This window comes from Klebsiella sp. 10982, assembly GCF_048589245.1.
Taxonomy (GTDB): domain Bacteria; phylum Pseudomonadota; class Gammaproteobacteria; order Enterobacterales; family Enterobacteriaceae; genus Klebsiella; species Klebsiella quasivariicola.
Genome location: NZ_JBMAXV010000004.1, coordinates 54,156 through 75,504, shown reverse-complemented (window position 1 = coordinate 75,504; position 21,349 = coordinate 54,156). Strand labels below are relative to the sequence as shown.

23 protein-coding genes and 1 pseudogene are annotated in these 21,349 nt (G+C 60.2%); 14 read left to right on the top strand and 10 right to left on the bottom strand.

From position 1 onward, the window contains the following. The first annotated feature begins 46 nt into the window (after window positions 1-46). The 4 genes from tssF to ACKLKD_RS04755 all read left to right on the top strand — a co-directional run bounded on the left by tssF (window position 47) and on the right by ACKLKD_RS04755 (window position 3,972). A complete protein-coding gene (tssF, locus tag ACKLKD_RS04770; protein ID WP_025713206.1) occupies window positions 47-1,801 on the top strand; it encodes a type VI secretion system baseplate subunit TssF in 1,755 nt (584 codons plus the stop codon). Further along, window positions 1,765-2,850 (top strand): type VI secretion system baseplate subunit TssG, encoded by a 1,086-nt coding sequence (gene tssG, locus ACKLKD_RS04765; protein WP_025713207.1) that lies wholly within the window; start codon window positions 1,765-1,767, stop codon window positions 2,848-2,850. Before tssF ends, tssG begins: the two co-directional genes overlap by 37 nt. Then, on the top strand, window positions 2,828-3,370 hold the full coding sequence (tssJ, locus tag ACKLKD_RS04760) for a type VI secretion system lipoprotein TssJ (RefSeq protein WP_025713208.1): 543 nt from the start codon (window positions 2,828-2,830) through the stop codon (window positions 3,368-3,370). The genes tssG and tssJ overlap by 23 nt, the downstream gene beginning before the upstream one ends. A 107-nt stretch (window positions 3,371-3,477) precedes the next feature. Next, window positions 3,478-3,972: a hypothetical protein gene (locus tag ACKLKD_RS04755; RefSeq protein ID WP_025713209.1), complete on the top strand. Its 495-nt coding sequence runs from the start codon at window positions 3,478-3,480 to the stop codon at window positions 3,970-3,972. Between the two features lie 63 nt (window positions 3,973-4,035). Here ACKLKD_RS04755 and bdcA read toward each other — a convergent pair whose 3' ends face one another. Beyond that, on the bottom strand, window positions 4,036-4,749 hold the full coding sequence (bdcA, locus tag ACKLKD_RS04750) for an SDR family oxidoreductase (RefSeq protein ID WP_025713210.1): 714 nt from the start codon (window positions 4,747-4,749) through the stop codon (window positions 4,036-4,038). Window positions 4,750-4,822: 73 nt separating this feature from the next. Between bdcA and ACKLKD_RS04745 the strand changes: the two genes are divergently transcribed. Continuing rightward, window positions 4,823-5,416: a TetR/AcrR family transcriptional regulator gene (locus tag ACKLKD_RS04745; RefSeq protein WP_025713211.1), complete on the top strand. Its 594-nt coding sequence runs from the start codon at window positions 4,823-4,825 to the stop codon at window positions 5,414-5,416. A 4-nt stretch (window positions 5,417-5,420) separates the two neighbouring features. Here ACKLKD_RS04745 and ACKLKD_RS04740 read toward each other — a convergent pair whose 3' ends face one another. Further along, a complete protein-coding gene (locus ACKLKD_RS04740) occupies window positions 5,421-6,176 on the bottom strand; it encodes an SDR family NAD(P)-dependent oxidoreductase (protein WP_025713212.1) in 756 nt (251 codons plus the stop codon). 158 nt (window positions 6,177-6,334) lie between these two features. Here ACKLKD_RS04740 and ACKLKD_RS04735 point away from each other — a divergent pair, with 158 nt between their 5' ends. Then, complete coding sequence (locus ACKLKD_RS04735) at window positions 6,335-7,213, top strand: AraC family transcriptional regulator (RefSeq protein ID WP_087805502.1); 879 nt, start codon at window positions 6,335-6,337, stop codon at window positions 7,211-7,213. Between the two features lie 50 nt (window positions 7,214-7,263). Here ACKLKD_RS04735 and ACKLKD_RS04730 read toward each other — a convergent pair whose 3' ends face one another. Both ACKLKD_RS04730 and ACKLKD_RS04725 read right to left on the bottom strand, forming a co-directional pair. After that, a complete protein-coding gene (locus ACKLKD_RS04730; RefSeq protein WP_087805500.1) occupies window positions 7,264-7,470 on the bottom strand; it encodes a YdgH/BhsA/McbA-like domain containing protein in 207 nt (68 codons plus the stop codon). A gap of 25 nt (window positions 7,471-7,495) precedes the next feature. Beyond that, window positions 7,496-8,425, bottom strand: a complete 930-nt coding sequence (locus tag ACKLKD_RS04725) for an aromatic alcohol reductase (protein ID WP_087805498.1) — start codon at window positions 8,423-8,425, stop codon at window positions 7,496-7,498. 138 nt (window positions 8,426-8,563) lie between these two features. On the opposite strand from ACKLKD_RS04725, the gene ACKLKD_RS04720 reads away from it, so the two are divergent. Then, the gene (locus tag ACKLKD_RS04720; protein WP_025713216.1) at window positions 8,564-9,469 is read left to right on the top strand and encodes a LysR family transcriptional regulator; all 906 of its coding nucleotides are present in this window, start codon (window positions 8,564-8,566) and stop codon (window positions 9,467-9,469) included. Window positions 9,470-9,474: 5 nt separating this feature from the next. On the opposite strand, the gene ACKLKD_RS04715 is transcribed toward ACKLKD_RS04720, so the two are convergent. Further along, window positions 9,475-10,398 carry a LysR family transcriptional regulator gene (locus ACKLKD_RS04715; protein ID WP_025713217.1) on the bottom strand — a complete coding sequence of 308 codons (924 nt, stop codon included), beginning with the start codon at window positions 10,396-10,398 and terminating at the stop codon, window positions 9,475-9,477. Window positions 10,399-10,485: 87 nt separating this feature from the next. Here ACKLKD_RS04715 and ACKLKD_RS04710 point away from each other — a divergent pair, with 87 nt between their 5' ends. Together ACKLKD_RS04710 and ACKLKD_RS04705 are read left to right on the top strand one after the other, a co-directional pair. Beyond that, window positions 10,486-11,349, top strand: a complete 864-nt coding sequence (locus ACKLKD_RS04710) for an MBL fold metallo-hydrolase (RefSeq protein ID WP_165931803.1) — start codon at window positions 10,486-10,488, stop codon at window positions 11,347-11,349. Next, a complete protein-coding gene (locus ACKLKD_RS04705) occupies window positions 11,349-12,260 on the top strand; it encodes an NmrA/HSCARG family protein (protein ID WP_025713219.1) in 912 nt (303 codons plus the stop codon). Before ACKLKD_RS04710 ends, ACKLKD_RS04705 begins: the two co-directional genes overlap by 1 nt. Before the next feature lie 57 nt (window positions 12,261-12,317). Here ACKLKD_RS04705 and ACKLKD_RS04700 read toward each other — a convergent pair whose 3' ends face one another. Then, window positions 12,318-12,866, bottom strand: a complete 549-nt coding sequence (locus ACKLKD_RS04700; protein ID WP_025713220.1) for a TetR/AcrR family transcriptional regulator — start codon at window positions 12,864-12,866, stop codon at window positions 12,318-12,320. Window positions 12,867-12,954: 88 nt separating this feature from the next. Between ACKLKD_RS04700 and ACKLKD_RS04695 the strand changes: the two genes are divergently transcribed. Beyond that, window positions 12,955-13,989, top strand: a complete 1,035-nt coding sequence (locus ACKLKD_RS04695; protein ID WP_087805496.1) for an NADP-dependent oxidoreductase — start codon at window positions 12,955-12,957, stop codon at window positions 13,987-13,989. A 46-nt stretch (window positions 13,990-14,035) separates the two neighbouring features. Here the strand turns inward: ACKLKD_RS04695 and ACKLKD_RS04690 are convergent, their stop codons facing one another. After that, window positions 14,036-15,211 carry an aminotransferase class I/II-fold pyridoxal phosphate-dependent enzyme gene (locus ACKLKD_RS04690; protein ID WP_025713222.1) on the bottom strand — a complete coding sequence of 392 codons (1,176 nt, stop codon included), beginning with the start codon at window positions 15,209-15,211 and terminating at the stop codon, window positions 14,036-14,038. A 220-nt stretch (window positions 15,212-15,431) separates the two neighbouring features. On the opposite strand from ACKLKD_RS04690, the gene ACKLKD_RS04685 reads away from it, so the two are divergent. The 4 genes and pseudogenes from ACKLKD_RS04685 to ACKLKD_RS04670 all read left to right on the top strand — a co-directional run bounded on the left by ACKLKD_RS04685 (window position 15,432) and on the right by ACKLKD_RS04670 (window position 18,959). Beyond that, the gene (locus ACKLKD_RS04685; RefSeq protein WP_025713223.1) at window positions 15,432-16,238 is read left to right on the top strand and encodes a MetQ/NlpA family ABC transporter substrate-binding protein; all 807 of its coding nucleotides are present in this window, start codon (window positions 15,432-15,434) and stop codon (window positions 16,236-16,238) included. An 8-nt stretch (window positions 16,239-16,246) separates the two neighbouring features. After that, entirely contained in the window at window positions 16,247-17,260 is a 1,014-nt protein-coding gene (locus ACKLKD_RS04680) for a methionine ABC transporter ATP-binding protein (protein WP_025713224.1), read from the top strand. Next, window positions 17,253-17,921 (top strand): methionine ABC transporter permease, encoded by a 669-nt coding sequence (locus ACKLKD_RS04675; protein ID WP_025713225.1) that lies wholly within the window; start codon window positions 17,253-17,255, stop codon window positions 17,919-17,921. The genes ACKLKD_RS04680 and ACKLKD_RS04675 overlap by 8 nt, the downstream gene beginning before the upstream one ends. Window positions 17,922-18,211: 290 nt before the next feature. Then, a pseudogene (locus ACKLKD_RS04670) lies at window positions 18,212-18,959 on the top strand (hypothetical protein). Window positions 18,960-19,070: 111 nt separating this feature from the next. Here the strand turns inward: ACKLKD_RS04670 and ACKLKD_RS04665 are convergent. From ACKLKD_RS04665 to ACKLKD_RS04655, 3 genes are all read right to left on the bottom strand, one after another. Next, a complete protein-coding gene (locus ACKLKD_RS04665) occupies window positions 19,071-19,265 on the bottom strand; it encodes a hypothetical protein (RefSeq protein WP_025713227.1) in 195 nt (64 codons plus the stop codon). Between the two features lie 238 nt (window positions 19,266-19,503). Next, window positions 19,504-20,622, bottom strand: a complete 1,119-nt coding sequence (locus ACKLKD_RS04660) for an oxidoreductase (protein ID WP_132312379.1) — start codon at window positions 20,620-20,622, stop codon at window positions 19,504-19,506. Next, window positions 20,585-21,328, bottom strand: coding sequence for a DeoR/GlpR family DNA-binding transcription regulator (locus ACKLKD_RS04655; protein ID WP_087805492.1), 744 nt, complete (start codon window positions 21,326-21,328; stop codon window positions 20,585-20,587). The genes ACKLKD_RS04660 and ACKLKD_RS04655 overlap by 38 nt, the downstream gene beginning before the upstream one ends. Window positions 21,329-21,349: the final 21 nt, after the last annotated feature.

Here is a 21,349-nt window from a genome sequence, read left to right as displayed (position 1 = left end):
TGCGGTTCTCTGCATATCTGAAAGCTATTACTCATTCTGGTGATTTATGGACGATTTAACCCTGCGTTATTACGACGCTGAAATGCGCTACCTGCTGGAAGCGGGTGAAGAGTTTGCCCGCGCGCATCCCGAGCAGGCGGCAATGCTCAATCTCGACAAAGCGGGCGCCCGCGACCCTTTTGTCGAGCGCCTGTTTGAAGGTTTTGCCTTCCTGATGGGCCGCATGCGCGAGAAGCTCGATGACGATCTGCCTGAGCTGACCGAAGGCGTGGTCAGTCTGCTGTGGCCACATTATTTACGTACCATTCCCTCGATGTCGGTCGTGGAGTTCACCCCCGACTGGCCGGAAATGAAAGAGCCGATGACGATGGCCAAAGGCTTTGAAGTGCTTTCCCGGCCGATCGGTGAAAAGGGCACGCGCTGCCGGTACACCACCACCAAAGCGATCGCTCTGCAGCCGTTATCTCTTGAGCACGCCCGGCTGGCCACCGATACGGATGGCCGGTCGGTGATCACGCTGCGCTTTAACTGCAGCCAGCTGACGGACTGGCGCCGGGTCGATCTCAGTCATATCCCGCTCTACTGCAACGCCGATGCGCCGCTGGCCTGCGCCATGCACGAGGCCTTTACCCTCAATGTGGCCCGGATGTGGCTGCGCATGTCCGATGAGGTGGACAGAAGGCCGCTGGACGGGTATTTCAGCGCGCTGGGATTTGGCGAGGAGGACAGCCTCTGGCCTGAAGATGGCCGCAGTTTTCGCGGTTACCAGCTGCTGCTGGAGTATTTTACCTTCCGCGAAAAGTTCATGTTCATCGATCTGCGCGGGCTGGAGACGGTGGCTTTTCCGGCCGGACTGGCGTGGTTTGAAATCGACGTCGTGCTGGCGGAACGCTGGGAACATGACTTCCGCTTCAGCGAAAAGCAGCTGCGCCTGCACTGCGTGCCAGTGATCAACCTGTTTCCGCTGGAGTCCGATCCGCTGACCATCAATTCCCTGCAGACCGAATACCCGCTGCGCCCGATGCGCGTGCAGGACGGCCACACCGAAATTTACACCGTCGATTCCGTGATCTCCTCGCACCAGCAGGTTTACGCGCCGTTCTCAAGTTTTCGCCACAAAGGCGGCATGATGCGTCATGACGCGGCGGACTATTACTATCATACCCGGGTGCGCCGTGGCCCCTCCGGGCTGTACAACACCTGGCTTATCGTCGGCGGGGAAGCCTTTGACAATCATACCGTACCGGAAGATGAAAGCCTGTCGCTGACCCTCACCGGAACTAACGGCCAGCTGCCGCGGCGCGCGCTGCAGAGCACCGTGCTTGATACAGTGATGAAAACCACCTCGGCCAGCGTCGCGGTTCGCAACCTCTGCGCACCAACGCTGCCGTGCTATCCCCCTGCTCAGGACCGCTTTCACTGGCGCGTGCTGAGCCATCTGGGCAGCAGCTTTCTTTCCCTGATGGATAACGCGGAGGTCCTGCGCGGTACCCTGGCGCTGTATGAATGGACCGACAGCGAGATGAATCGTCGACGCCTGGAGGCCATCCTTGACGTGAAGCACAGCGCAATAGAACGCTTCGCACAGGGCCATCTGGTACGCGGCGTGGAGATTGAAGTCACCCTTGACAGTCACGGCTTTGCCGGACGAGGCGACATATGCCTGTTTGGCGAGATGCTCAGCCGCTTCTTTGCGCTCTACACCGATATCTACTTGTTTAACCGCCTGATTATCATTCTGCAACCTACCGGAGAACGACTGGAATGGGAAGAGAAGCACAGCCGCCGCATTCCCGGCTGACCCCACGGCTGGAGGCCGACCTGCCGCGGATCAATTTTTACCGCTTCTGCCAGCTTCTGGAAAAGCGGCGTCCCGGCCAACCGCTGATGGGGGCGACCAGCCATCCGGCAGACGATCCGGTACGGTTTTACCCGCATCCGGGGATGGGGTTTCCGGCCAGCGAACTGAAAGCCGTGGAATACGATGAGGCTGATGAAAGCAGGCCGCCGGTCATTCGCACCACCTTTATGGGGTTGTACGGTGTCGATTCGCCGCTCCCGACGGCATATCTCGATGATATTGCCCAGCGCAGGGAAGGGCATGAAGCGCTGCAGGGCTTACTGGACATCTTCAGCCACCGGATCATGACGCAGTTTTACCGCATCTGGCGGAAATACTCCTGGCCGGCCACCTTTGAGCCCGGCGGTAGCGATCAGCTTTCACAGTCGCTGCTGAGCCTGGCGGGGCTGGGTATTCCTGGAACAGCAGATCATATTGCCTCGCCGGCATCGCGTTTTCTGGCGCTGACCAGCGTGCTGCGCCAGCCTGGCAAAACCGAGCAGGGGATCCAGGCGCTGGTCACCCTGCTGGCCCCGGCGACTACCGTCAGGGTGAGCCCGTACAGCCTGCGTCCGGTGGCGATCAGCCAGCCGCTGGGCTTTTACGGCGATGACGACTTCCTGCTGGATGGTAATACCCCTCTGGGGGATGAAGTGATGGACGCCAGCAGCCAGCTACGGATAACCCTCACGACGGATAATCCCGAGGAGGCACAAGGCTGGAAGCCTGACGGACAGCTATTTCAGGACTTCCTTATTATGCTACGGGTTTATCTGGGCTGGCGATTCCGGGCCAATATCACCCTGACCGTGCCGACCCGACTGCTGGCCGTCCCGCCGCTGGGGGAAGGGCCGTTCTGGCTCGGCATGAATGGCGTACTGGGCGTGGGGGAGGATGAGCGTCAGGACGATATTCCTCAGACCTTTACCACTGAGCTGGGCACCTATTCGGGCCTGCAGTCTGCTACCTCATCACAAGGAAACCGACGTGTTACGTACAAGTTTGACTAAAACGGCCTGCCTGCTGCCCTTGTTGGCGTTTTGCCTGAGCGGATGCGGACTTACCCAACGTGTCACCGACGGGACAAAATCCGCTTTCAACGCCGTTTTTTATAAGAAAATTACTACGTTGCATCTGGATTTCACGGCCCGCGAAGCGCTCAATACCGACACCAGAGAGAATCACACGCTTTCCGAGCCGGTGGTGGTGCGCATCTATCAGCTTAAAGATCGCCAGACCTTTGACCGGCTGGTTTACCAGCAACTGCTCGAGGAGGGGGATATCCTGCTTGCCGCCGATCTTCTCGCCAGTCGCGATGTGGTGATCAGCCCCGGAGGTGACGCCAGTCTGAATATGCCGCTGGAGGCGGAGGCGACGTTCGTGGCGCTTGTTGGCCTGTTCCGCCATCCGGACCTGGAGAGAAATACCTGGAAGCAGGTACTGGCGCGTGAGGAGTTGGACCCGGACAAGCCGCGTATTTTTACCGCCGAAAACAATCAGCTACGGCTTAAGCCTGAACCGGCGAAGTAACGTCGAAAACAAACAGTTGTGGCGGGGCTATCGCCACAGTTCGCCCTCCACCTTCATTAACCAGCGAACGGGCGATAACCATCTTCACCACAGCACAGGGAGATAACGTGACAGCGAGGGAACGATTTTTTAAGAAACTGCAGCAACAGCAAAATCCGCAGCGGACACTGCCCCTCGACGGGTCGGCCGCTGCGGACATCAACGCCTTTCGCCAGCAGATGGCGGCGCTGGCGCAGCAGATCAGCCAGTGGTTTGACGGCTCAGGTATCGATGTGGAGGTTTCGACCCGATACCTCCACGATCTGAGCACCCTCGGCTATAGCCTCAACAGCGGCATCTGCCGGTACGATATCCCGGCTATCCGCCTGCAAAACGGCGAGCGCAGCGTCAATATTGTGCCGCAGCAGCTGTGGAACGGCGTTGAAAAAGGGGTCGTGAGCCTTAGTCTTGATACTCACGGCGGTACGGCGACCCGCCAGGTTTATTATCTGAGCCTGGCGCCGGACGATGGCTGGATGATCCGCAAAGCGCACCAGCCACCGGAGGCGCGTCTTAATCTCACCGAGGATCGCTTTTTTATGGCGGTCGACAGCCTGGCCTGATGATACCCTGCGGGCCAGTACGCCCATGCGGCGGTGCAAAGCGCGCGCCGCCGCCCTGGGCCATCAGGCGCCAAACGCCCCGTCGATGGTATGCATGGCTCCCGTCACAAACGATGCTTCCGGACCCGCGAGCCACGCCACCATTCCCGCCACTTCTTCCGGGCGGCCATGACGCTTAATCGCCATAAAGCTGTGCATCAGCTCCTTCATCGGGCCGTTCTCCGGGTTGGCATCGGTATCAACAGGACCGGGCTGGACGACGTTGACCGTGATGCCGCGCGGGCCAAAATCCCGTGCCAGTCCGCGCGCCAGTCCCTGCAGAGCCGATTTACTGACCGCATAGGCCGCCATCCCCGGCACCGGCATACGATCGCCATTGACTGAACCGATGACAATAATGCGCCCGCCCTCCGGCATACGGCGCGCGGCTTCCACGGAGGCATGGTAGGGGGCATGAATGTTGATGCGGAACAGGCGATCGATGGCATCGCTGTCCTGCTCCAGGGCATCGCCGAAAATCGCGATCCCGGCATTGACCACTAACACATCCAGCGGACCGCTGTCGCGAACCAGACTTATGACCGCGTCGCGATCGGCGCTGTCTGCCTGTACCGCTGTGCTGCCCGTCTCTGCTGCCAGCCGCTCGGCAGCCTCTGGCGATCCGGAATAGCTAAACATCACCGATGCGCCATCGGCGGCAAAACGCCTGACGATCGCCGCGCCAATTCCCCGACTCCCACCCAAAACCAGCACTGATTTGTTGTTAAACGCTGTCATGTTCCGCACCTCGTGATATTGTAGTGATGATTACAATATGCTGCAGCAAAACAGGCTGTCAAGGATTAGTATAGTGACCACTACAAAATCGAGGCGTACTCCGGGACGCCCCCGTCAGTTTGATGCAGAACAGGCTATTGAAACGGCGCAACGTCTCTTTCATTCGCGAGGCTATGACGCGGTGAGCGTGGCCGATCTGACCCAGGCTTTCGGCATTAACCCCCCGAGCTTTTATGCCGCTTTCGGCAGCAAACTTGGGCTGTATACCCGCGTCCTGCAACGTTATAGTCAGCATGGAGCTATACCCATCGCGGAACTGTTGCAAGACAACCAGCCGGTGGCGGCGTCGCTGAGTGCGGTATTGCAGGAGGCCGCCCGTCGTTACGTGGCCGATCCGGCTGCCGCCGGCTGCCTGGTGCTGGAGGGAGAGCATTGTCAGGATCCCGACGCTCGCGTGGCAGCGGGCGAATGGCATGCTGCTGCCAGGGCCAAAATCCACGAGTATATTGCCCGCCATTACCCGCAGGAGGCTTTGCGGGTGACCGACTACATGGACACGCTGATGCTCGGCCTGTCGGCGAAAGCGCGGGAGGGCGATAGCCTCCCGCGTCTTCTGCAGACCGCGCGGCTGGCTGGCCTGGCGCTGGAGCGCCTCCTGCCAGCCTGAGTTGTCAGATGGTTTGTCCGCCCGACACCTCGATTCGCTGGGCCGTCACCCAGCGGTTATCGTCGCGCAGCAGGCTAGCGACCATCGGCCCAATATCCTCGGGAACGCCGACCCGTCCGAGGGCCGTCATGGCGGCAAACTGCGCGTTAACCCCTGCGTCGTCACGTACCAGCCCGCCGCCAAAATCGGTAGCGATAGCGCCAGGGGCGACAGTATTGACGGTGATGCCGCGCCCGCCCAGCTCCCGGGCCATGTACACGCTCAGCATCTCCACGGCTGCCTTGGCGGCGGCGTAGGCGGAGAAGCCTGGGTATGAGACGCGGGTCAGCCCGGAGGAGAAGTTTACGATCCGTCCGCCGTCTGCCAGCAGCGGCAGCAGGGTCTGGACGAGGAAAAACACCCCCTTAACGTGGACGTTAAACAGCCCGTCAAACTGCGCCTCGCGCGTTTCGGCCAGCGGGGCGAATTCGCCGTGCCCTGCGTTATTGATCAGATGGTCGAAAGTGGCCCGCCCCCAGACGCTGGCCAGCGCGCTGCCGAGGCTGTCGGCGAAGGCCGGGAAGCTGGCAGTCTGCGCCATATCCAGCTGCAGAGCGATGACTTTACGACCGAGCGCGCGAATGTCGGCGACCACCGCTTCCGCCTGTTCGAGACTGCCGCGGCAGGTGACAATAACATCGCCGCCCTGGTGGGCGATAGCAAGTGCGGTCTGACGGCCAAGGCCGCGGTTGGCGCCGGTGATAAGTGCAATCTTAGTCATGGTCTGTCCTCTCTGGTATGTTGAGGCTCTACAATAGGGGCCGCGCGTCAGGTCGGGTTGCCCAATCCTTGTTATTTTTTGCCCATTTCTCTCCGTTCACTCCCTTTTGCCGGGAAATAGCGCATACTCAGGCTTTAAAACTTGCCTGAAAGGAACGTATGCGCGACGCCCTGTTCGATCACTGCCGCCGGTTTGCCGATGCTCATGTCGATAGCAGCGGGGTGGCGGTTACCCCGGTTCCCGGTATCACCCTGGTGCGGGCTCTGCACCCCGGCGATCTGCAGGCGGCCATCGCCAGGCCGCTGGTGGCCATGCTGCTGCAGGGGCGAAAGCAGGTGACTACCGGCCTGACAAGCTTTGACTATGGTCCGGGCGAGGCAATGGTGATTGCCGCGGATGTCCCCACCACCAGCCAGATCACCGAGGCCAGTCAGCGTTTTCCCTATTACGCGCTGGTGCTGGAGCTGGACCTGGCTATCCTGCGCGAGCTGACGGAGGCCGGGCCGTCAGGACCGGATGAAGTACCCCGCGTCGGTATCGAGCCGATGAACGCCGATGTGACGGACGCTGCTTACCGGCTGGCAAGGCTGTTTGATCAGCCGGGGGCGCAGGCGGTGCTGGGAGAAGGTCTGCGGCGGGAGCTGCATTACTGGCTGTTGCAGAGTGTCCATGGGCCGGCCATTCGGACGCTGGGCGCCGTAGACAGCCATTCAGCGCGGATCCGCCGGGCGGTGGCGATGCTGCGCCGGGATTTTATGCAGCCCGTCAGCATCGACGCGCTGGCCGATGCCGCCGGGATGAGCGTCTCGGTCTTTCATCGTCATTTCCGCGCCATGACCACGCTGTCGCCGCTGCAGTTTCAGAAGCAGTTGCGCCTGATCCACGCCCGTCGCCTGATGCTGGCGGAAGGCATGAGCATTGCGCAGGCTGCCGGGGAGGTGGGCTATATCAGCGTGTCGCAGTTCACCCGGGAGTATGCTCGCCTGTACGGCGCGCCGCCGGGCCGCGATCGTCGACGGGAAAAAATGAGCGCCTGACCTGGCGCGCGGGCTGGCGGCGGCTCCTCCCTGAGCCTGATGCCGGGGAATTAGTCCGCGATTTTCGCCGTGATATGTACGTTGTTGCCCATTCGCGCCTCAATGATGCGATAGGCGGTCGTGCCCTCGCGGGCGGCCTGCTGGCGGATTTTGCTCTCCGCATGGTCCAGGGTATCGCCGGTGGCGGTGATGGTTCTGGCATTTGCCGCCAGCGGCAGCAGACAACTCACTACGATCAGTGGAATTAACTTTTTCATCGTTATTCTGTCCTGTGAGAGAAAATCAGCGCGCGGCCTGCAGCCAGCCGGCAACGTTCTGGGTCGGCAGATGATGCCGGGCATTCCAGGTATCCTCCATCGGCCACCACATGCCGTCGCCCCGGGCGAAGGCGGCGCGATAGCGCAGCATGGTGTTCTCCGGGTCCGCCCGCAGCTGGTCCAGCAGGGCGGGCAGGGTATGAACAGCTTTGCTGAACGTTTGCTGCGTTACGCGCTCTACGGTGTCTGCCAGCTGCCGGTAAGAAGTTGTTTCGCCGGCAACAAACACCACCTCGTTGACGATCCGCGGCTGATGCAGATAAATCGCCGTGGTCAGGCGGCCAATATCCGCCGGTGAGGTGACGGTCACCTGGGTATCCCAGCTGCCAAGGGCGTGAAGGGTTCGGTTGGATAAATTCACTACATCGAAGTCTGGTTCGAAGAGAAAGCTGGTAAACATCCCGGTGGAGACAATGACCCACTCCGTGGCCTGCTGCGCGCGCAGCAGGGTCCGGACATCGTACTGCTCGTCCCAGACCGGCTGACCGCTGCCTTTGCCAACCACATCGTAATTGACGCCAAACTGCCAGGGAAAATAGCGGGGTACCCCGGCCGCCAGCACCGCGCGGGTAATTTTCAGCTGTGTCCCCGGACCGGCGACAAACCCCATGCAGTTAATCACGGTGGTGAATCCGCGAAACTGATCGGCCAGCGTCTCCATGGCGCTACCGGCGATGTCGACGGCGAGGAGGGTGGCTCCGGCGTCGGCCAGCGCCTGATGGTTTGCCGACCGCAGCTGGCCGGCTTCATCCCTGGCCGCCGGCGAGACGATAACCGAGACCGCGCCCTGGCGCTGGATCACCGCAGGCACCAGCGCATCGAGAACGGCGGCGCCCAGTTGTCCCGCTCCCAGCACCAATACCTTTTCCTCATGATTAAGATTATCAGTTTTCATTTTAACTCCTTGCTCAGTTAAGCCTTGTATTGACGGGCTACAGGCTCAGTGTAGGGGGGCGGGCATCATTCGATAAGAACAGGATTTCGGGTTAGACTGTTCGTGATAATGGGATAATAATTGCCGGGGGAGTACGAAATGGACAGACTGGATGCCATGCAGTTGTATGTTACGGTTGTGGATGCCCACAGCTTCGCCCGTGCGGCGGAGGTGCTCGGGCAGCCGCGCTCCACGGTGTCGCGGGTAGTGAAGGAGCTGGAAGCCTGGCTTGGGGCACAGCTTCTTCAGCGCACCACCCGCAAGCTCAGCGTGACGGCGGAAGGTCGCCGGTATTATGAGGAGTGTAAAAGGCTGCTGGCCGAGATGGCGGCGATGGAAGCCTCTTTTCCCGGGCGCTCGGCTCAGCCCGCCGGGCGATTCAAAGTGGGGATGCCGCAATCCCTTGCCCGCCACTGCATTCTGCCGAGGATCGGCGAGTTTCTGCAGCAGTATCCCGATCTGGAGCTGATCCTCTGCTCAAGCGACAACGTGGAAGATATTATTCAGGAGGGATTCGACTGCGTGATCCGTACCGGACGGATCGAAGATTCCACCACCCTGGTGGCGCGTCCTCTGGCCCGCTACCGCTGGATGGTCCTCGCCTCGCCGGCCTGGCTCGCGGCCCACGGCCGGCCGCAGAGCATCGACGAACTGCACCAGCATCGGGCGGTGGGCTACCTGAATCACCGTACCGGGCGGACCATCGACTGGCTTTTCTCCCTCGATGAAGGCGACTGCGCGATCCGCATGCGGGAGACGCTGGTGGTCGACGATACCGATGCCTACATTCAGGCCGGCATTCAGGGGCTGGGCCTGATCCGCGTCGCCAGCTATCTGGCGCAACCTTATCTGCAGAGCGGGGCGCTGGTCGCCTGTCTGGAGCAGGCCGCTTCTGATCTTCCCTTGTCGCTGGTCTATCCGCAAAACCGCTATCTGCCGCCAGCGGTGCGCGCGTTTTATGACTGGAGCAGGCGCGTTCTGGAGCCTCCGCTCATCGAACGCTGACCCCGTTACTCGCCGCGCATGGCCTGTTTCAGTCTCGCCACCAGCCAGTTCAGCGCCGGATCCTGCGCCCGCCGTTTGTGACGCAGAATACACAAGGTAAATTGCGGATATGCCACTGGCGGAGCCTCCGCGCGCAGCGCATACTGCGCCTGCCAGCGCTGCGCCAGCCCCTGCGGGACGGTGGCGAACAGCGGCAGGGTGGTCAGCAGCAGGGGAAAGGTGGAGAAATTCTGCGTGGCAAAGCGCACGCGCCGCGCCAGCCCCTGGCTGGCGAGCTGGCGGTCAATTTCACCGTGGCCGGTTTCGCGATAGGCCACCATTACGTGTTCCCAGGCGACAAAGTCGCCCACCGACAGCGGGCCGCGACAGAGGATCTGCTGCGGCGACCACAGGGTGGTGACCCCCATGGTCATCACCGGCTCGCTGACGATCTCCCCGCGGCTCTGTTTGTTGAGAGACACTGCGACATCAATGCGATCCTCCTCCAGCAGCTGGCGTACCTGGAAGGGGTCGGCGGCTATCGTCTGCAACGAAACCCCGGGCGCCTCCTGCATCAGCCCGGGTAACAGCGGGGGCATCAGCCAGTGTTCGCTCCAGTCGCTGAGGCCGATACGAAAAAGCTGCTGCGCGCGCGCCGGGACGAACTCTCCGGCGCCAAACATCGCCGAATGCAGCTCTTCCATCAGCGGCTGCAGGTCGGTCATCAGCGCTTGCGCCCGCGGCGTCGGCAGCATGCCCCTGGCGCTGCGCACGAACAACGGGTCGTCAAACATCTCGCGCAGCCGTTTCAGCGCCCCGCTGATGGCCGGCTGGCCAAGATGCAGTGCCTCTGCGCAGCGAGTGACGCTCCCTTCGCGGTACAGCACCATCAAGACCGTCAACAGATTCAGATCGATACGACTAAAATCATTTTCAATGATTTTCTTCATTATGATAATCAATTTGAATGTGGGTTATCCTGGCAGCATAGTGAATATCACCCCGATAAATCAACCAGCGCAATGCGCGCGGAGGGAGTGATGCAAACGTACCAGACAGGCGATAGCCTGATTTTCAAAGTGCCGGAGCGCGAGATTACCCTGCAGCCGGCGGCGCTCTATCCAGAGGCGTTCCCGGTAGCGGAGGCGGACGCCGTCATTCAGCCGATTGCGCTGTCGATCCACAGCTGGGTGGTGCAGACCCCCCACGATCTGATTGTTATTGATACGGCCACCGGCAACGGTCGGGAGCGCGGCGGTAATCCGCTCTATCATCAACTTAACACGCCGTATCTGGAGAATCTTCGCGCCGCGGGAGTGAACCCGGAGGACGTGACCCTGGTGCTACTGACCCACCTGCATACCGACCATGTTGGATGGAATACCGTGTGGCAGGACGATCGCTGGGTGCCGCTGTTCCCGAATGCGCGCTATCTGTGCTCGGCAAAAGAGCTGACGCGGGTGAAAAACAGCGAACGCTACCGGGCGCTGTGGCTCGACAGCCTGCTGCCGGTGATCGAGGCCGGCCAGCTGGAAACCGTCGATGTGGCGACCCGACCGCGGGTCGGCGGGCGGATCGACTTTATCCCCACGCCCGGCCACAGTCCCGACCACGCCGCGCTGATCCTCGCCTCCGGGGATGACTACGCCTGTTTCTCCGGCGATCTTCTGCATTCCCCGCTCCAGTTTGCCCACCCGCAGTGGAATTCGGCGTTCTGCGGCGATCCCCGGCTGGCGGAAGCCTCGCGACGGGAGATGATGGCGTGGGGGACAAGCCATCATGCTCAATGGTTCACCGGGCATTTTGCCGGGCCTTCCTGCGGCTGGCTGGAGGAGGATAAGCAAGGTGAATATCGCTGGCGAGAGGCCGGGCAACAGGCTGCAGATAAAGGGGAAGAGTGATGAATAATGCGCAAAGCGTGTTGGTTTTTGGCGCCACCGGTCAGCAGGGCGGCTCGGTGGCGCGGGCGCTGCTGCACCGCGGCTGGCAGGTGCGGGCGCTGGTCAGGGATCCTTTCTCCGTCGGGGCGGTCGCGCTGGCGGCGCGGGGAGCCGAGCTGGTGGAGGGTACCTTTGAAGACCGGGCGGCAATGCGGTCGGCGATGGCCGGGGTCGACGGCGTCTTCAGCGTCCAGCCCAGTTCGCCGGGAGGGACGGTGACCGATGAGCAGGAGGTACGCTACGGGATAACCATCGCCGATCTCGCCGTCGAGTGCGGGGTGAAGCATCTGGTGTACAGCTCCGGTAGTGCGGCGGGCGATACGCCGACCGGCGTAGCGCATTATGACACCAAAGCGGCGATTGAACGGCATATCCGCGGCCTGCCGCTGGCGTCGACCATCGTGCGGCCCGCCACCTTTATGGAGCTGCTGGTGATGCCCGGTTTTGGTCTTGATGAAGGGCATTTTCACTTTTTTATGCTGCCGGAGGGGAGGATGCAGGTGCTGGCGGTGGAGGATATCGGCCACCTGGTCGCCGCGGTTTTTGCCGCGCCGGCACGGTTTGCCGGCAAGACGTTCGAGATCGCCAGCGACAGCGTGACCGGTCGTCAGCTCGAGGCGTTATTTTCCGCGCAGGCGGGACGGCCGATCCCCTATTCGCGATTTTCCGACGAGGTGCTGGCCGCCAGTCCTTTTCTGCATAAGCTGACCGGGCTGGTGGACGACGGGCGGCTGGCCGGGCATGCCGACCTCGACGCCATGCGCCGGCTGCACCCGCAGCTGTACACCTTCGCCGGCTGGCTGGCCGGCCCCGGCCGTCCTGCCTTCGAGCGAGCGCTGACCAGCGCGGCCAGCTGGGCGTTTGATCGTTAACAAACGGAGGTTCCGGTCACCCGCCAGGCGTGCTGTCTCGCCGGTGACCGACCGCCGCTAGCCGGCAGTCAGGATCGCGTCGGCCAGCACCGCGAAAATCCGCTCGGCGCGCGGGGCATGGGACGGCTGCTCCCGTAGCCAGGCAAGTGCGGCAATCAGATCGAACAGTTCGTCTCCACTGAGATCTGGCCGTGCCTGCCCGGTCTGCTGCGCGCGGGTCAGCAGCGACGTGCCGGCGGCGCGCAGAGTCACGCAGGCGCTGTGCAGGGCGGACTCAGGATCGTCGATGGCGCTCATCAGCGGAGCGATGATCCCGCGATGCTGATGGGTAAACGCCACGCTCTCGGCCAGCCACTCCAGCAGGGCCGCGCCAGGATCGGCGGCGAGCAGAAGCGACTCAGCCCGGGCGGTTAGCGCCGCAAAGCGGCTGCGAAGCAGGGCTTCCAGCAGGCTGTCGCGGTTGGGAAAGTGGCGGTAAAGGGTTCCCATTCCGACGCCCGCCCGGCGGGCAATATCGCGTAGCGACGCTTCGGCGCCTTGCTCCACAAAAACCTCGCGGGCCACGTCGATCAACAGATCATAATTTTTTCTGGCATCAGCTCTCATTGGCGTTCCTTGACAATCGGATCACTGCTCCATATATTCGGAACAGTGCTCCGTTAAATATAACGCATTTCCCTGTGAGGAGAAAGCGATGTCGACGCAGATGATGAAGGCTGTTCAACAGCACGCCTTTGGCGGCCCGGAAGTCCTGAGCTATGAGGATGCGCCACTGCCGGTGCTGCAGGCCGGCGAGGTGCTGGTGCAGGTGCACGCGGTGGGCGTGAACCCTCCGGACAGCTATCTGCGCGATGGCTATCAACAGCTGCCCCCGGAGTGGCGGCCCGAAGTCCGCTTTCCCTTGATCCTCGGGACCGATCTCTCCGGGGTGGTGGTGGCGCGGGCGGATGACGTCCGGGAGGTGGCGGTCGGCGACGACGTGTACGCCATGGCGCGATTTCCTGAAGGGGCGGCAGGGGGCAGCCGCGCTTACGCCGAGTACGTTAGCGTACCGGTCAGCGACCTGGCCCGCAAACCGCGGATGTTAAGCCATCAGCAGGCCGCCGCGGTGCCGATGTCGCTCCTCACCGCCTGGCAGTTCATGATCGATCCCGGGCATGAGGTGGCGAATCCGCTGCAGCCGGGGCCGCATCGGCCGGTGCCGCTGGCGGGTAAACGCGTCCTGGTCAACGGTGCGGCGGGCGGCGTTGGTCATTTCGCCGTGCAGCTGGCGAAGTGGCAGGGCGCCGAGGTGATTGCCGTCGCCGCGGGCCGCCATGAAGCCTTTTTGCGTCAGCTCGGCGCCGATGCTTTTATCGACTATACGACCACAGCGGTCGAGGAGACGGTGCGTGACCTGGATCTGGTTATCGATGCGCCGGGCGGGCCGGACAGCGGCCGTTTTCTGCGTACCCTGCGGCGCGGCGGCGTGCTGTACCCGATCTTCCCGCTCGGCTTTGCCGGGGCGGAAGAGGCACGGCAGCGCGGCGTGACCGTTTCGACTACCCAGGTGCGCTCCAGCGGCGCGCAGCTCGCTCAACTTGCGGATCTACTGGATGCTGGCGCCATTCGGGTCGCTGTTGACAGCGTTTTCCCGCTTGCACAGGCGCGCAGGGCGCACGAGCGGGCAGCGCAGGGCCATCTTGAGGGCAAAATCGTACTGTCGGTGATTGACCCGTCAGCAGAGTAAGGCCCGGCGGCCAGAGTTGCGTTTTTGGCTTCTTCCCGGCGGCGGACTAAAACAGCGCCAGCCGGGCAAGACGGTCCAGCGCGTTGCTCAGCGCGTCGTCCCCTGCGGTCAGGCTAATGCGAATAAACCCTTCTCCTCCTTCGCCAAAACCGCTGCCCGGCGCCACCAGAATATGCGCGTCCTGCAACAGCAGCTGGGCAAACTGCTGTGAGCTGTATCCTGGCGGCACGCCCAGCCATAGAAAGAACGTGCCTTGGGCGGCACGAGCCGGCCAGCGCAGCGCGGCCAGTCGACGCAAAACCCACGTCCGGCGCTGATGATAGACCGCCGTCAGCTGCGCAATGCGCTCCGCCGGCAGGTTCAGCGCGGCGATCGCCGCATCCTGGATTGCGCCAAACACCGTGCTGTAGCTATGGGTATGCAGCTTTTTGAACGCGCGGATAATCGAGGCGTTGCCGACCGCGAAGCCGAAGCGCCAGCCGGCCATGTTAAAGGTCTTGGAAAAGGTATAAGTTTCCACTCCCCACGCTTTCGCGTCGGGCTGGGAGAAGAGGCTTAGCGGCGCGTCGCCAGCCGTGCTGCCGATGGCCGCATAGGCGAAATCGTGCAGGATCGGCACATGGTGACGACGGGCAAACTGCAGGGCGCTGGCGAACAGCGCCGGCGTGGCGAGGGCGCCGGTCGGGTTATGCGGGTAGTTGAGCACCACAAGGCCTGCTTTGTCCGCCACTTCCTGAGGAAGGTCGTCAAAATCCGGCAGGAACTGATTCTCCGCCCTCAGCGGCAGGCCAAAAAACGCCGCCTGAGACTGCAGCGCCGCCGAGCGGTAAATCGGATAGCACGGATCGGTGGAGATGAGGTATTGCCCGGGGCTGAGCAGCGCCCGCGGGATGCCGCCAATGCCGATATGGGAACCCTGAAACACGGCGACTTCGCTATGTGGATCGAGTTCCACATCATACTGCCGGCGATAGAACTGGGCGATCGCCTCGCGGACCTGCGGCTTGCCCCAGAACGACGGATAGCCATGGTTTTCACGACGCTGGATAGCGCTTTGCAATGCATCAATCACTTCGGGCGGGGTAGGCTGATCCGGGCTACCGCTGGAGAGATCGATCAGCGGCAGTGTCTCGGTGTTGACCTCGGCGGCCAGTTTTTCCAGAACACTGAATAAATTCTCTTCCAGGGCGTCCACCAGCGGTGAAGCAGTAAAATCAGGCATAAAATTTCCGGCTCAGATCGTAAATAATCCGCCATCTTTAAAGGATTTATTGCCGCGAGCTAAATAACAAAATTTGCAAAGCATTATTGTTTTCAGGATATGCCAGCATGATAAAAGGTTATGAAGAATAGGCAAAAGGAAAACCGGCGTTCTGGCTTACAACCCACAGTCGGCTGTGATTTAATCGCTCATTATCGCCAACCTTCGGGGAAAATACCTTATGAACAAATCAGTTGCGTTCGGGATAACATTCATCCTGTTGTCCGCTAGCTCTTTTTACGCCGCCGCCGACGATCATCTTATTCGCGTCGGCTTTAACCCCGGACCGTATAAAGAACAATTTGAAAAAGGCGTCGCGCCCTATTTATTGAGTAAGGGGTATAAAATCGAATATAAAGATTTCAGCGATGGTATTCAGATCAATGACGCGGTGGCCCGCGGCGCTATCGAAGCAAATATCATGCAGCATCCGGTATACCTGAAAGCGATTAATGAGCGACTGGGGATTGATAACGTGGGCATTGTGCAGGTACCGACGCCGCCGATGGGGCTGTATGGTGGGAAACTAACCACCCTGGGTACCCCGGCGGCAGGCACCGTCGTGTCGGTACCAAACCAGCCGTCGAATGAGTATCGCGCGGTACTGGTGCTGGAGAGTCTGGGCTGGGTGAAAATCAAACCAGACAGCGATCCGGCCACTTTTTCGCAGCGTAACATCGTGGATAATCCCTACAAAATTGTTCTCAAAGAGATGGATAATGCCCAGCAGGTTCGCGCGCTGCCGGACGTCGACTATGGCCTGATTCAGGGCAATTTCGCCGTATCCAGCGGCATGTCGCTCACCTCGGCATTAAAGCTGGAGACCGCCACCAGCCATTTTATTAATGTCGTGACCGTCGCCGGTAAAAACCAAAACGCGCAGTTTGCCAAAGATATTATTGCCGGCTATCACTCTGCCGATTTCAAAAAATATATTCTTAGCCATCCGCAGTATGATGGTTACCTGCTGCCTGATTATTTAAAATGAATAACGCGATGATTGAATTTCGCCACGTCAGTAAATCCTTTTCCAGGAAAGGGCATCCGGTACTGGCCTTACAGGATATTAATCTCAGCATTGAGCGGGGCGATATTTTCGGCATTATTGGTTACAGCGGCGCAGGAAAAAGCACCTTATTGCGGCTGATTAATCGTCTGGAAACGCCGGGCGAGGGCGACGTGCTGCTGAACGGCGAGTCGTTACAGGCCTGCAACGGCCAGCGTCTGCAGGCGATCAAAAAAGATATCGGCATGATCTTTCAGAATTTTAATCTGCTGAATTCGAAAACCGTTTTCCATAACATCGCCATCCCGCTTATTTTGCAGGGGCGTGACAAGGCCTATATTCAGGCGCGGGTGGCGGAGCTGCTGGCGTTTGTCGATCTGAGCGACAAAATGCACAGCTACCCCAATGAGCTGTCAGGAGGGCAAAAGCAGCGTGTCGGTATTGCCCGGGCGCTGGCCACTAACCCGTCGGTGCTGCTGTGCGATGAAGCTACCTCGGCGCTCGATCCCCACACCACGGTGCAGATCTTACTTCTGCTGCAGGAGATAAATCGCCGCTATGGCATCACCATCGTACTGATCACCCATGAAATGTCGGTGATCCAGAAAATCTGTCACAAGGTGGCGGTGATGCAGGCGGGCCGTATCGTTGAACAGGGAACGGTTTTCGACCTCTTTGCCCAGCCGCAGCACCCGGTCACCGCCAGTTTTGTTCAGTCGGTGGTGCACGACCGCCTGCCGCAACGGGTGGCGTCGCTCCTGCAGCGCGATAACGGCGCCCGGGCTTTACGCCTCGAATTTATCGGCGCGACGGCGCAGCAGCCGATCATTAATCACCTGATCCGCGAATATGCGGTCGAGGTCAATATCCTGTTCGCCAGTATGTCCGAAGTTCAGGGCCGGATTCTGGGATTTATGATTGTGCAACTCCTCGGCGAGCCTGACGAAACCGAACGCGCCATCACCCATCTTGCTGATGCAGGAGTGAAAATCATCCATGTTTGATCTTATAGATACCGCTATCACCGGCGATCAGTTTCTGCTGGCGCTGCATGACACTCTGATTATGGTCGCCGTTTCACTGGGTTTTGGCGCGCTGCTTGGCGTACCGCTGGGAATTGTGCTGGTGATTTGCCGTCCCGGCGGCATTGTAGCCCATCCGGTGGTGCATCAGGCGCTGAATCCGCTGATTAACGTGCTGCGCTCGCTGCCGTTTATCATTTTGCTGATTGTGATCCTGCCCTTTACCAGACTGCTGGTGGGCACCACGATCGGCACGGCGGGAGCCATCGTGCCGCTGATCGTCTTTGTCGCTCCCTATATTGCCCGGCTGGTGGAGAGCTCGCTGCTGGAGGTGGATGAGGGGATCCTGGAGGCCGCGGATGCCATGGGCGCCACGCCCCTGCAGACGGTCTGGCTCTTTATGCTGCCGGAGGCGGCGGCGTCGCTGATTCTGGCCCTCACTACGGCGACGATCGGCCTGCTTGGCGCTACCGCCATGGCGGGAACGGTGGGCGGCGGCGGGATTGGCGACCTCGCCATCACCTACGGCTATCAGCGCTTCGACGCCTTTGCCACCCTAACCACCGCTCTGGTGCTGATTGTGATTGTCCAGCTGATCCAGACGCTGGGCACCCGTTTAGCTCGTCGACTGCGCCGTGAATAACGGCCATTTCGCGCCGGGAGCCGCGCACTAAAGGCTTGTTAATCTTCAACGCCCTCCAGGATGGCAGGGCGATCTTATTTTGCCGTAAACAAATTCTGAGAATATATATAATGGATTATATAATCACCATAAATACTCACTGATGATAGCAATCTGAAAATAGATAACGGAAAGGGGGATTGCGCGCTTTTTGATTGATCTTGCCGGGGGCTTTGCTACTATCCAGGCGGCATTGAATGTTATTAATAATGCCCGAGAATGGAATGTAAAAATACCTCATGGAGTATGGCATGAAGCATGTACATAAGCTGGTCTGGATTGGCCTGTTCGTTAATATCGTAATCTGTTTTATTTCGCGTAATTTATTATTAGAGGAGGGACAACTGAACTTCCATCGTGGAGTGGATAGCATGTGGTCCTGGCTGGTGCTGGCCCTGTTTATTGCCGTGGTGGTTCAGGCCGTCAGCATAATGCTGTCAGGCCGCTATCCTTATCTGGCCATCGTCCTGGCGTTTGTTGGCGGTATCGTGATGGTGCCCGCCAGCGTGATCTTTCTGGTGGGCAGTCTGTTCAGCTTGCAAACGCGAATTAACGCCGGATTTACGCCGTGGCAGTCAACTGCGCAAGCAGGAACAGATGATAACCACAAGCTGTTAACCTTTAACGCCTCGGGCTTTTATCCTCAGGGGGCGCTGGCGCTCATCGCCGGGATCATTATTTTAATGATTGGTATGGGTATCGGCGGCGTATTTATTGCTGCCGGTATTGTTGCGCTGTGCAATGGCTACCGTTTGCAAAATCGCGTGGTGATTGGCGTGAGCGGCGAGTCGATGATATTTACGCCAGGACTTTATGCTGATACTTACGTTATTCCCTTGCGTGACGTGGTCGTGGTTGAGCGCAGCAATAATGATGCGAAAGTTCGGCTGCTGATCCCGTCCAGCGGCAGGAGTTTTATACTGCGCAAAAAAGATGCTGGCTGGCGATAACGTTAATGACGCCTTTGCCGCCATTCTGGCAAAACTGACTACCGTTTAACGCGGGTGGGGTTGATAAACCGCCAGGCGCCCTGGCGGTGAAAGAGAGGGTTAGCATACGCGGCTACCGCATCAGCCAACCCCCCCCTCGCGAACAGCATCAGCCGACCTGTTAATCCACGTTAGTAAAATAATCGCGCGCAGCGGTCTCGACGCGTTTCGCATCCAGCCCGGTCTTTTCAGTGATCTGTTCGATAAACGATTTAAATTTTTCGGTCATCACGTTACCCCCTTCCCAGTGGGCGACGTAGAATTTGCACTGATAGCGATAAAAATGGAGAGTGGTATCTCCTAACGTGTAATACATGAGCTTCTCCTGTCCAGTAATGCGGTTGCCGCGTCCACAGCGTCAGCAACCTTGTTCTCATCACGATCGATCTGTTCTCTATCCTCCTCCCAAATGGCTGAAATTTCCAGCGGAGGTTTGCCCCTGAGGGCAGGATAATGAAGGGCTAATATGCGGACAGGTAGTGATTTTTGCTGACAATGGCGAAGCCGACCCGATTACCGGCAGTTGCGCAGGTAACCGGGGGAAACAGGCAGGATTAGCGCAGCGCGTTGCGCTCGTCCTCGGTCAGGTCCAGGGGCTGTACCACGCCGCTTTCCGCGGAGCGTACCGCCGCTTCCAGCACGGCCATCACCGCCAGCGCTTCTACCGGCGGTACCGGATTGGCAATCTGACCGTTCAGCGCCTCGCGGATCTGCATATAGTACTGGCGCTGATCGCCCTGCGGAGTGGCCTGAGTGCGGGCCTGCAGCGCGGCATCATAGATAACCAGCGGGTCATCATCTTCACCCCAGCCAGCGCTTCCCGGCGCCACGCCTGCCAGCAGCTGGCTCTCCTGCTGGTCGGCCCGCGCTTTGATAACGCTGCCTTTATCACCGTGCACGGTAAAGCGCGATGAGCCGCCCGCGACCAGCATGCTGCAGTGCAGGATCACTTTATGCGCCGGGTAGTTTAGTACCACATGCGCCCAGTCGTTGATCTCCGCGCCGTCGCGCAGGGTCGCGATGTTGCCTTGCACCGACTGCGGCAAACCAAACAGCTGCAGCGCCTGGTCAATCAGGTGCGGCCCCAGGTCGAACCATAAGCCACTGCCCGGGACGTTCTGCTCGCGCCAGCGGACGCGGACTTCCGGGCGAAAGCGGTCGAAATGCGACTCGAAGTGTTTCACCGCGCCGAGGGTGCCTTGCTCAATCACCTGACGGATCCCGAGATAGTCGCTGTCCCAGCGGCGGTTATGGAAGACGGAGAGCAGGCGTTGTTTTTCCTCTGCCAGGGCGATCAGCTCCCGGGCTTCCTGCATATCGAGAGTGAAAGGTTTATCCACCACCACATGTTTGCCGGCGTTCAGCGCCAGACGGGCCAGCGGTGCGTGGGTGGCGTTGGGGGAGGCGATGACCACCAGGTCGACATCCGGATGCTGAACCGCTGCTTCCGGGGAGGCTATCACTGTGACGTCTGGCAGGTCGCGTTTGACCTTCTCTTCATCGCGGGAAGCGACGAACGCCAGGTTCAGCCCCGGCACCGAACGGATAAGCGGCGCGTGGAAGGTCTTACCGACAAAGCCATAGCCAATCAGGGCGATATTTATCGTGTTGTTACTCATCAGGTTCTCCACGTTGTTAAGCGTCAGCAATATGTACAGAGAGGGCGGGATCATCCCCCAGCTCAGCCCAGGGACGATCAAGAAAAAGATGGTGAATGTCGCTGAGCCCGGCCACCAGCCACGGCTCACAGTGGTTCACTTTGGTATGATCTGCTACCAGCCAGCGCTCGGCGCTGGCGGCCAGCATGGCGCGTTTAACATCGGCATCGGCTTCGTGGCTGGCGCTCAGGCCCAGCCCGGCATGCAGGGCGCAGGCGCCGAGGATCGCGATATCGGCCCGGTAGCGGGCGACCAGCGACAGGGTGGCGCTGCCGGCGAAGAGCCGCTGTTCGCTGTCCCACTGGCCGCCAAGCAGGATCAGCTGAATGTCGGCGCGATCGCTGAACAGCTGGGCGATATCCAGAGAAGCGGTGATCACGGTCAACGGCCCTTTAAGCTGCGCGGCGACCGCCAGCAGCGTGCTTCCGGCGTCGAGAAACAGCGTCGAGCCCTGGGGGATATGGGCGGCGACCAGCTCGCCGAGACGCTGCTTCGTCTGGGTGAGCAGGGCATTTCTTCCCTGGCGCGTCATCGCCGGGACGTTAAGAGCGATGGCGCCGCCGTGGCTTTTCTGCAGGACACCCTGTTTTTCCAGCTCGCTCAGATCCCGGCGAATGGTATCGGCGGAGACCTGGAGCCCTTCGACCAGTTCGCTGATGCTTAGCTGGCCGTTTTCACTCAGCCTGTCGAGGATGTGTTTTTGTCTGGCGAGCTTATGCATGGCAAGTGACCCCGCAAATTA

Bases quoted from the DNA above. Each gene is read 5' to 3' on its own strand.
- tssF (WP_025713206.1), top strand. From the start codon at position 47: ATGGACGATTTAACCCTGCGTTATTACGACGCTGAAATGCGCTACCTG.
- tssG (WP_025713207.1), top strand. From the start codon at position 1,765: ATGGGAAGAGAAGCACAGCCGCCGCATTCCCGGCTGACCCCACGGCTG.
- bdcA (WP_025713210.1), bottom strand. From the start codon at position 4,749: ATGACAGCGTTTAACAACAAATCAGTGCTGGTTTTGGGTGGGAGTCGG.
- ACKLKD_RS04740 (WP_025713212.1), bottom strand. From the start codon at position 6,176: ATGACTAAGATTGCACTTATCACCGGCGCCAACCGCGGCCTTGGCCGT.
- ACKLKD_RS04735 (WP_087805502.1), top strand. From the start codon at position 6,335: ATGCGCGACGCCCTGTTCGATCACTGCCGCCGGTTTGCCGATGCTCAT.
- ACKLKD_RS04730 (WP_087805500.1), bottom strand. From the start codon at position 7,470: ATGAAAAAGTTAATTCCACTGATCGTAGTGAGTTGTCTGCTGCCGCTG.
- ACKLKD_RS04725 (WP_087805498.1), bottom strand. From the start codon at position 8,425: ATGAAAACTGATAATCTTAATCATGAGGAAAAGGTATTGGTGCTGGGA.
- ACKLKD_RS04720 (WP_025713216.1), top strand. From the start codon at position 8,564: ATGGACAGACTGGATGCCATGCAGTTGTATGTTACGGTTGTGGATGCC.
- ACKLKD_RS04715 (WP_025713217.1), bottom strand. From the start codon at position 10,398: ATGAAGAAAATCATTGAAAATGATTTTAGTCGTATCGATCTGAATCTG.
- ACKLKD_RS04705 (WP_025713219.1), top strand. From the start codon at position 11,349: ATGAATAATGCGCAAAGCGTGTTGGTTTTTGGCGCCACCGGTCAGCAG.
- ACKLKD_RS04700 (WP_025713220.1), bottom strand. From the start codon at position 12,866: ATGAGAGCTGATGCCAGAAAAAATTATGATCTGTTGATCGACGTGGCC.
- ACKLKD_RS04695 (WP_087805496.1), top strand. From the start codon at position 12,955: ATGTCGACGCAGATGATGAAGGCTGTTCAACAGCACGCCTTTGGCGGC.
- ACKLKD_RS04690 (WP_025713222.1), bottom strand. From the start codon at position 15,211: ATGCCTGATTTTACTGCTTCACCGCTGGTGGACGCCCTGGAAGAGAAT.
- ACKLKD_RS04685 (WP_025713223.1), top strand. From the start codon at position 15,432: ATGAACAAATCAGTTGCGTTCGGGATAACATTCATCCTGTTGTCCGCT.
- ACKLKD_RS04680 (WP_025713224.1), top strand. From the start codon at position 16,247: ATGATTGAATTTCGCCACGTCAGTAAATCCTTTTCCAGGAAAGGGCAT.
- ACKLKD_RS04675 (WP_025713225.1), top strand. From the start codon at position 17,253: ATGTTTGATCTTATAGATACCGCTATCACCGGCGATCAGTTTCTGCTG.
- ACKLKD_RS04665 (WP_025713227.1), bottom strand. From the start codon at position 19,265: ATGTATTACACGTTAGGAGATACCACTCTCCATTTTTATCGCTATCAG.
- ACKLKD_RS04660 (WP_132312379.1), bottom strand. From the start codon at position 20,622: ATGATCCCGCCCTCTCTGTACATATTGCTGACGCTTAACAACGTGGAG.
- ACKLKD_RS04655 (WP_087805492.1), bottom strand. From the start codon at position 21,328: ATGCATAAGCTCGCCAGACAAAAACACATCCTCGACAGGCTGAGTGAA.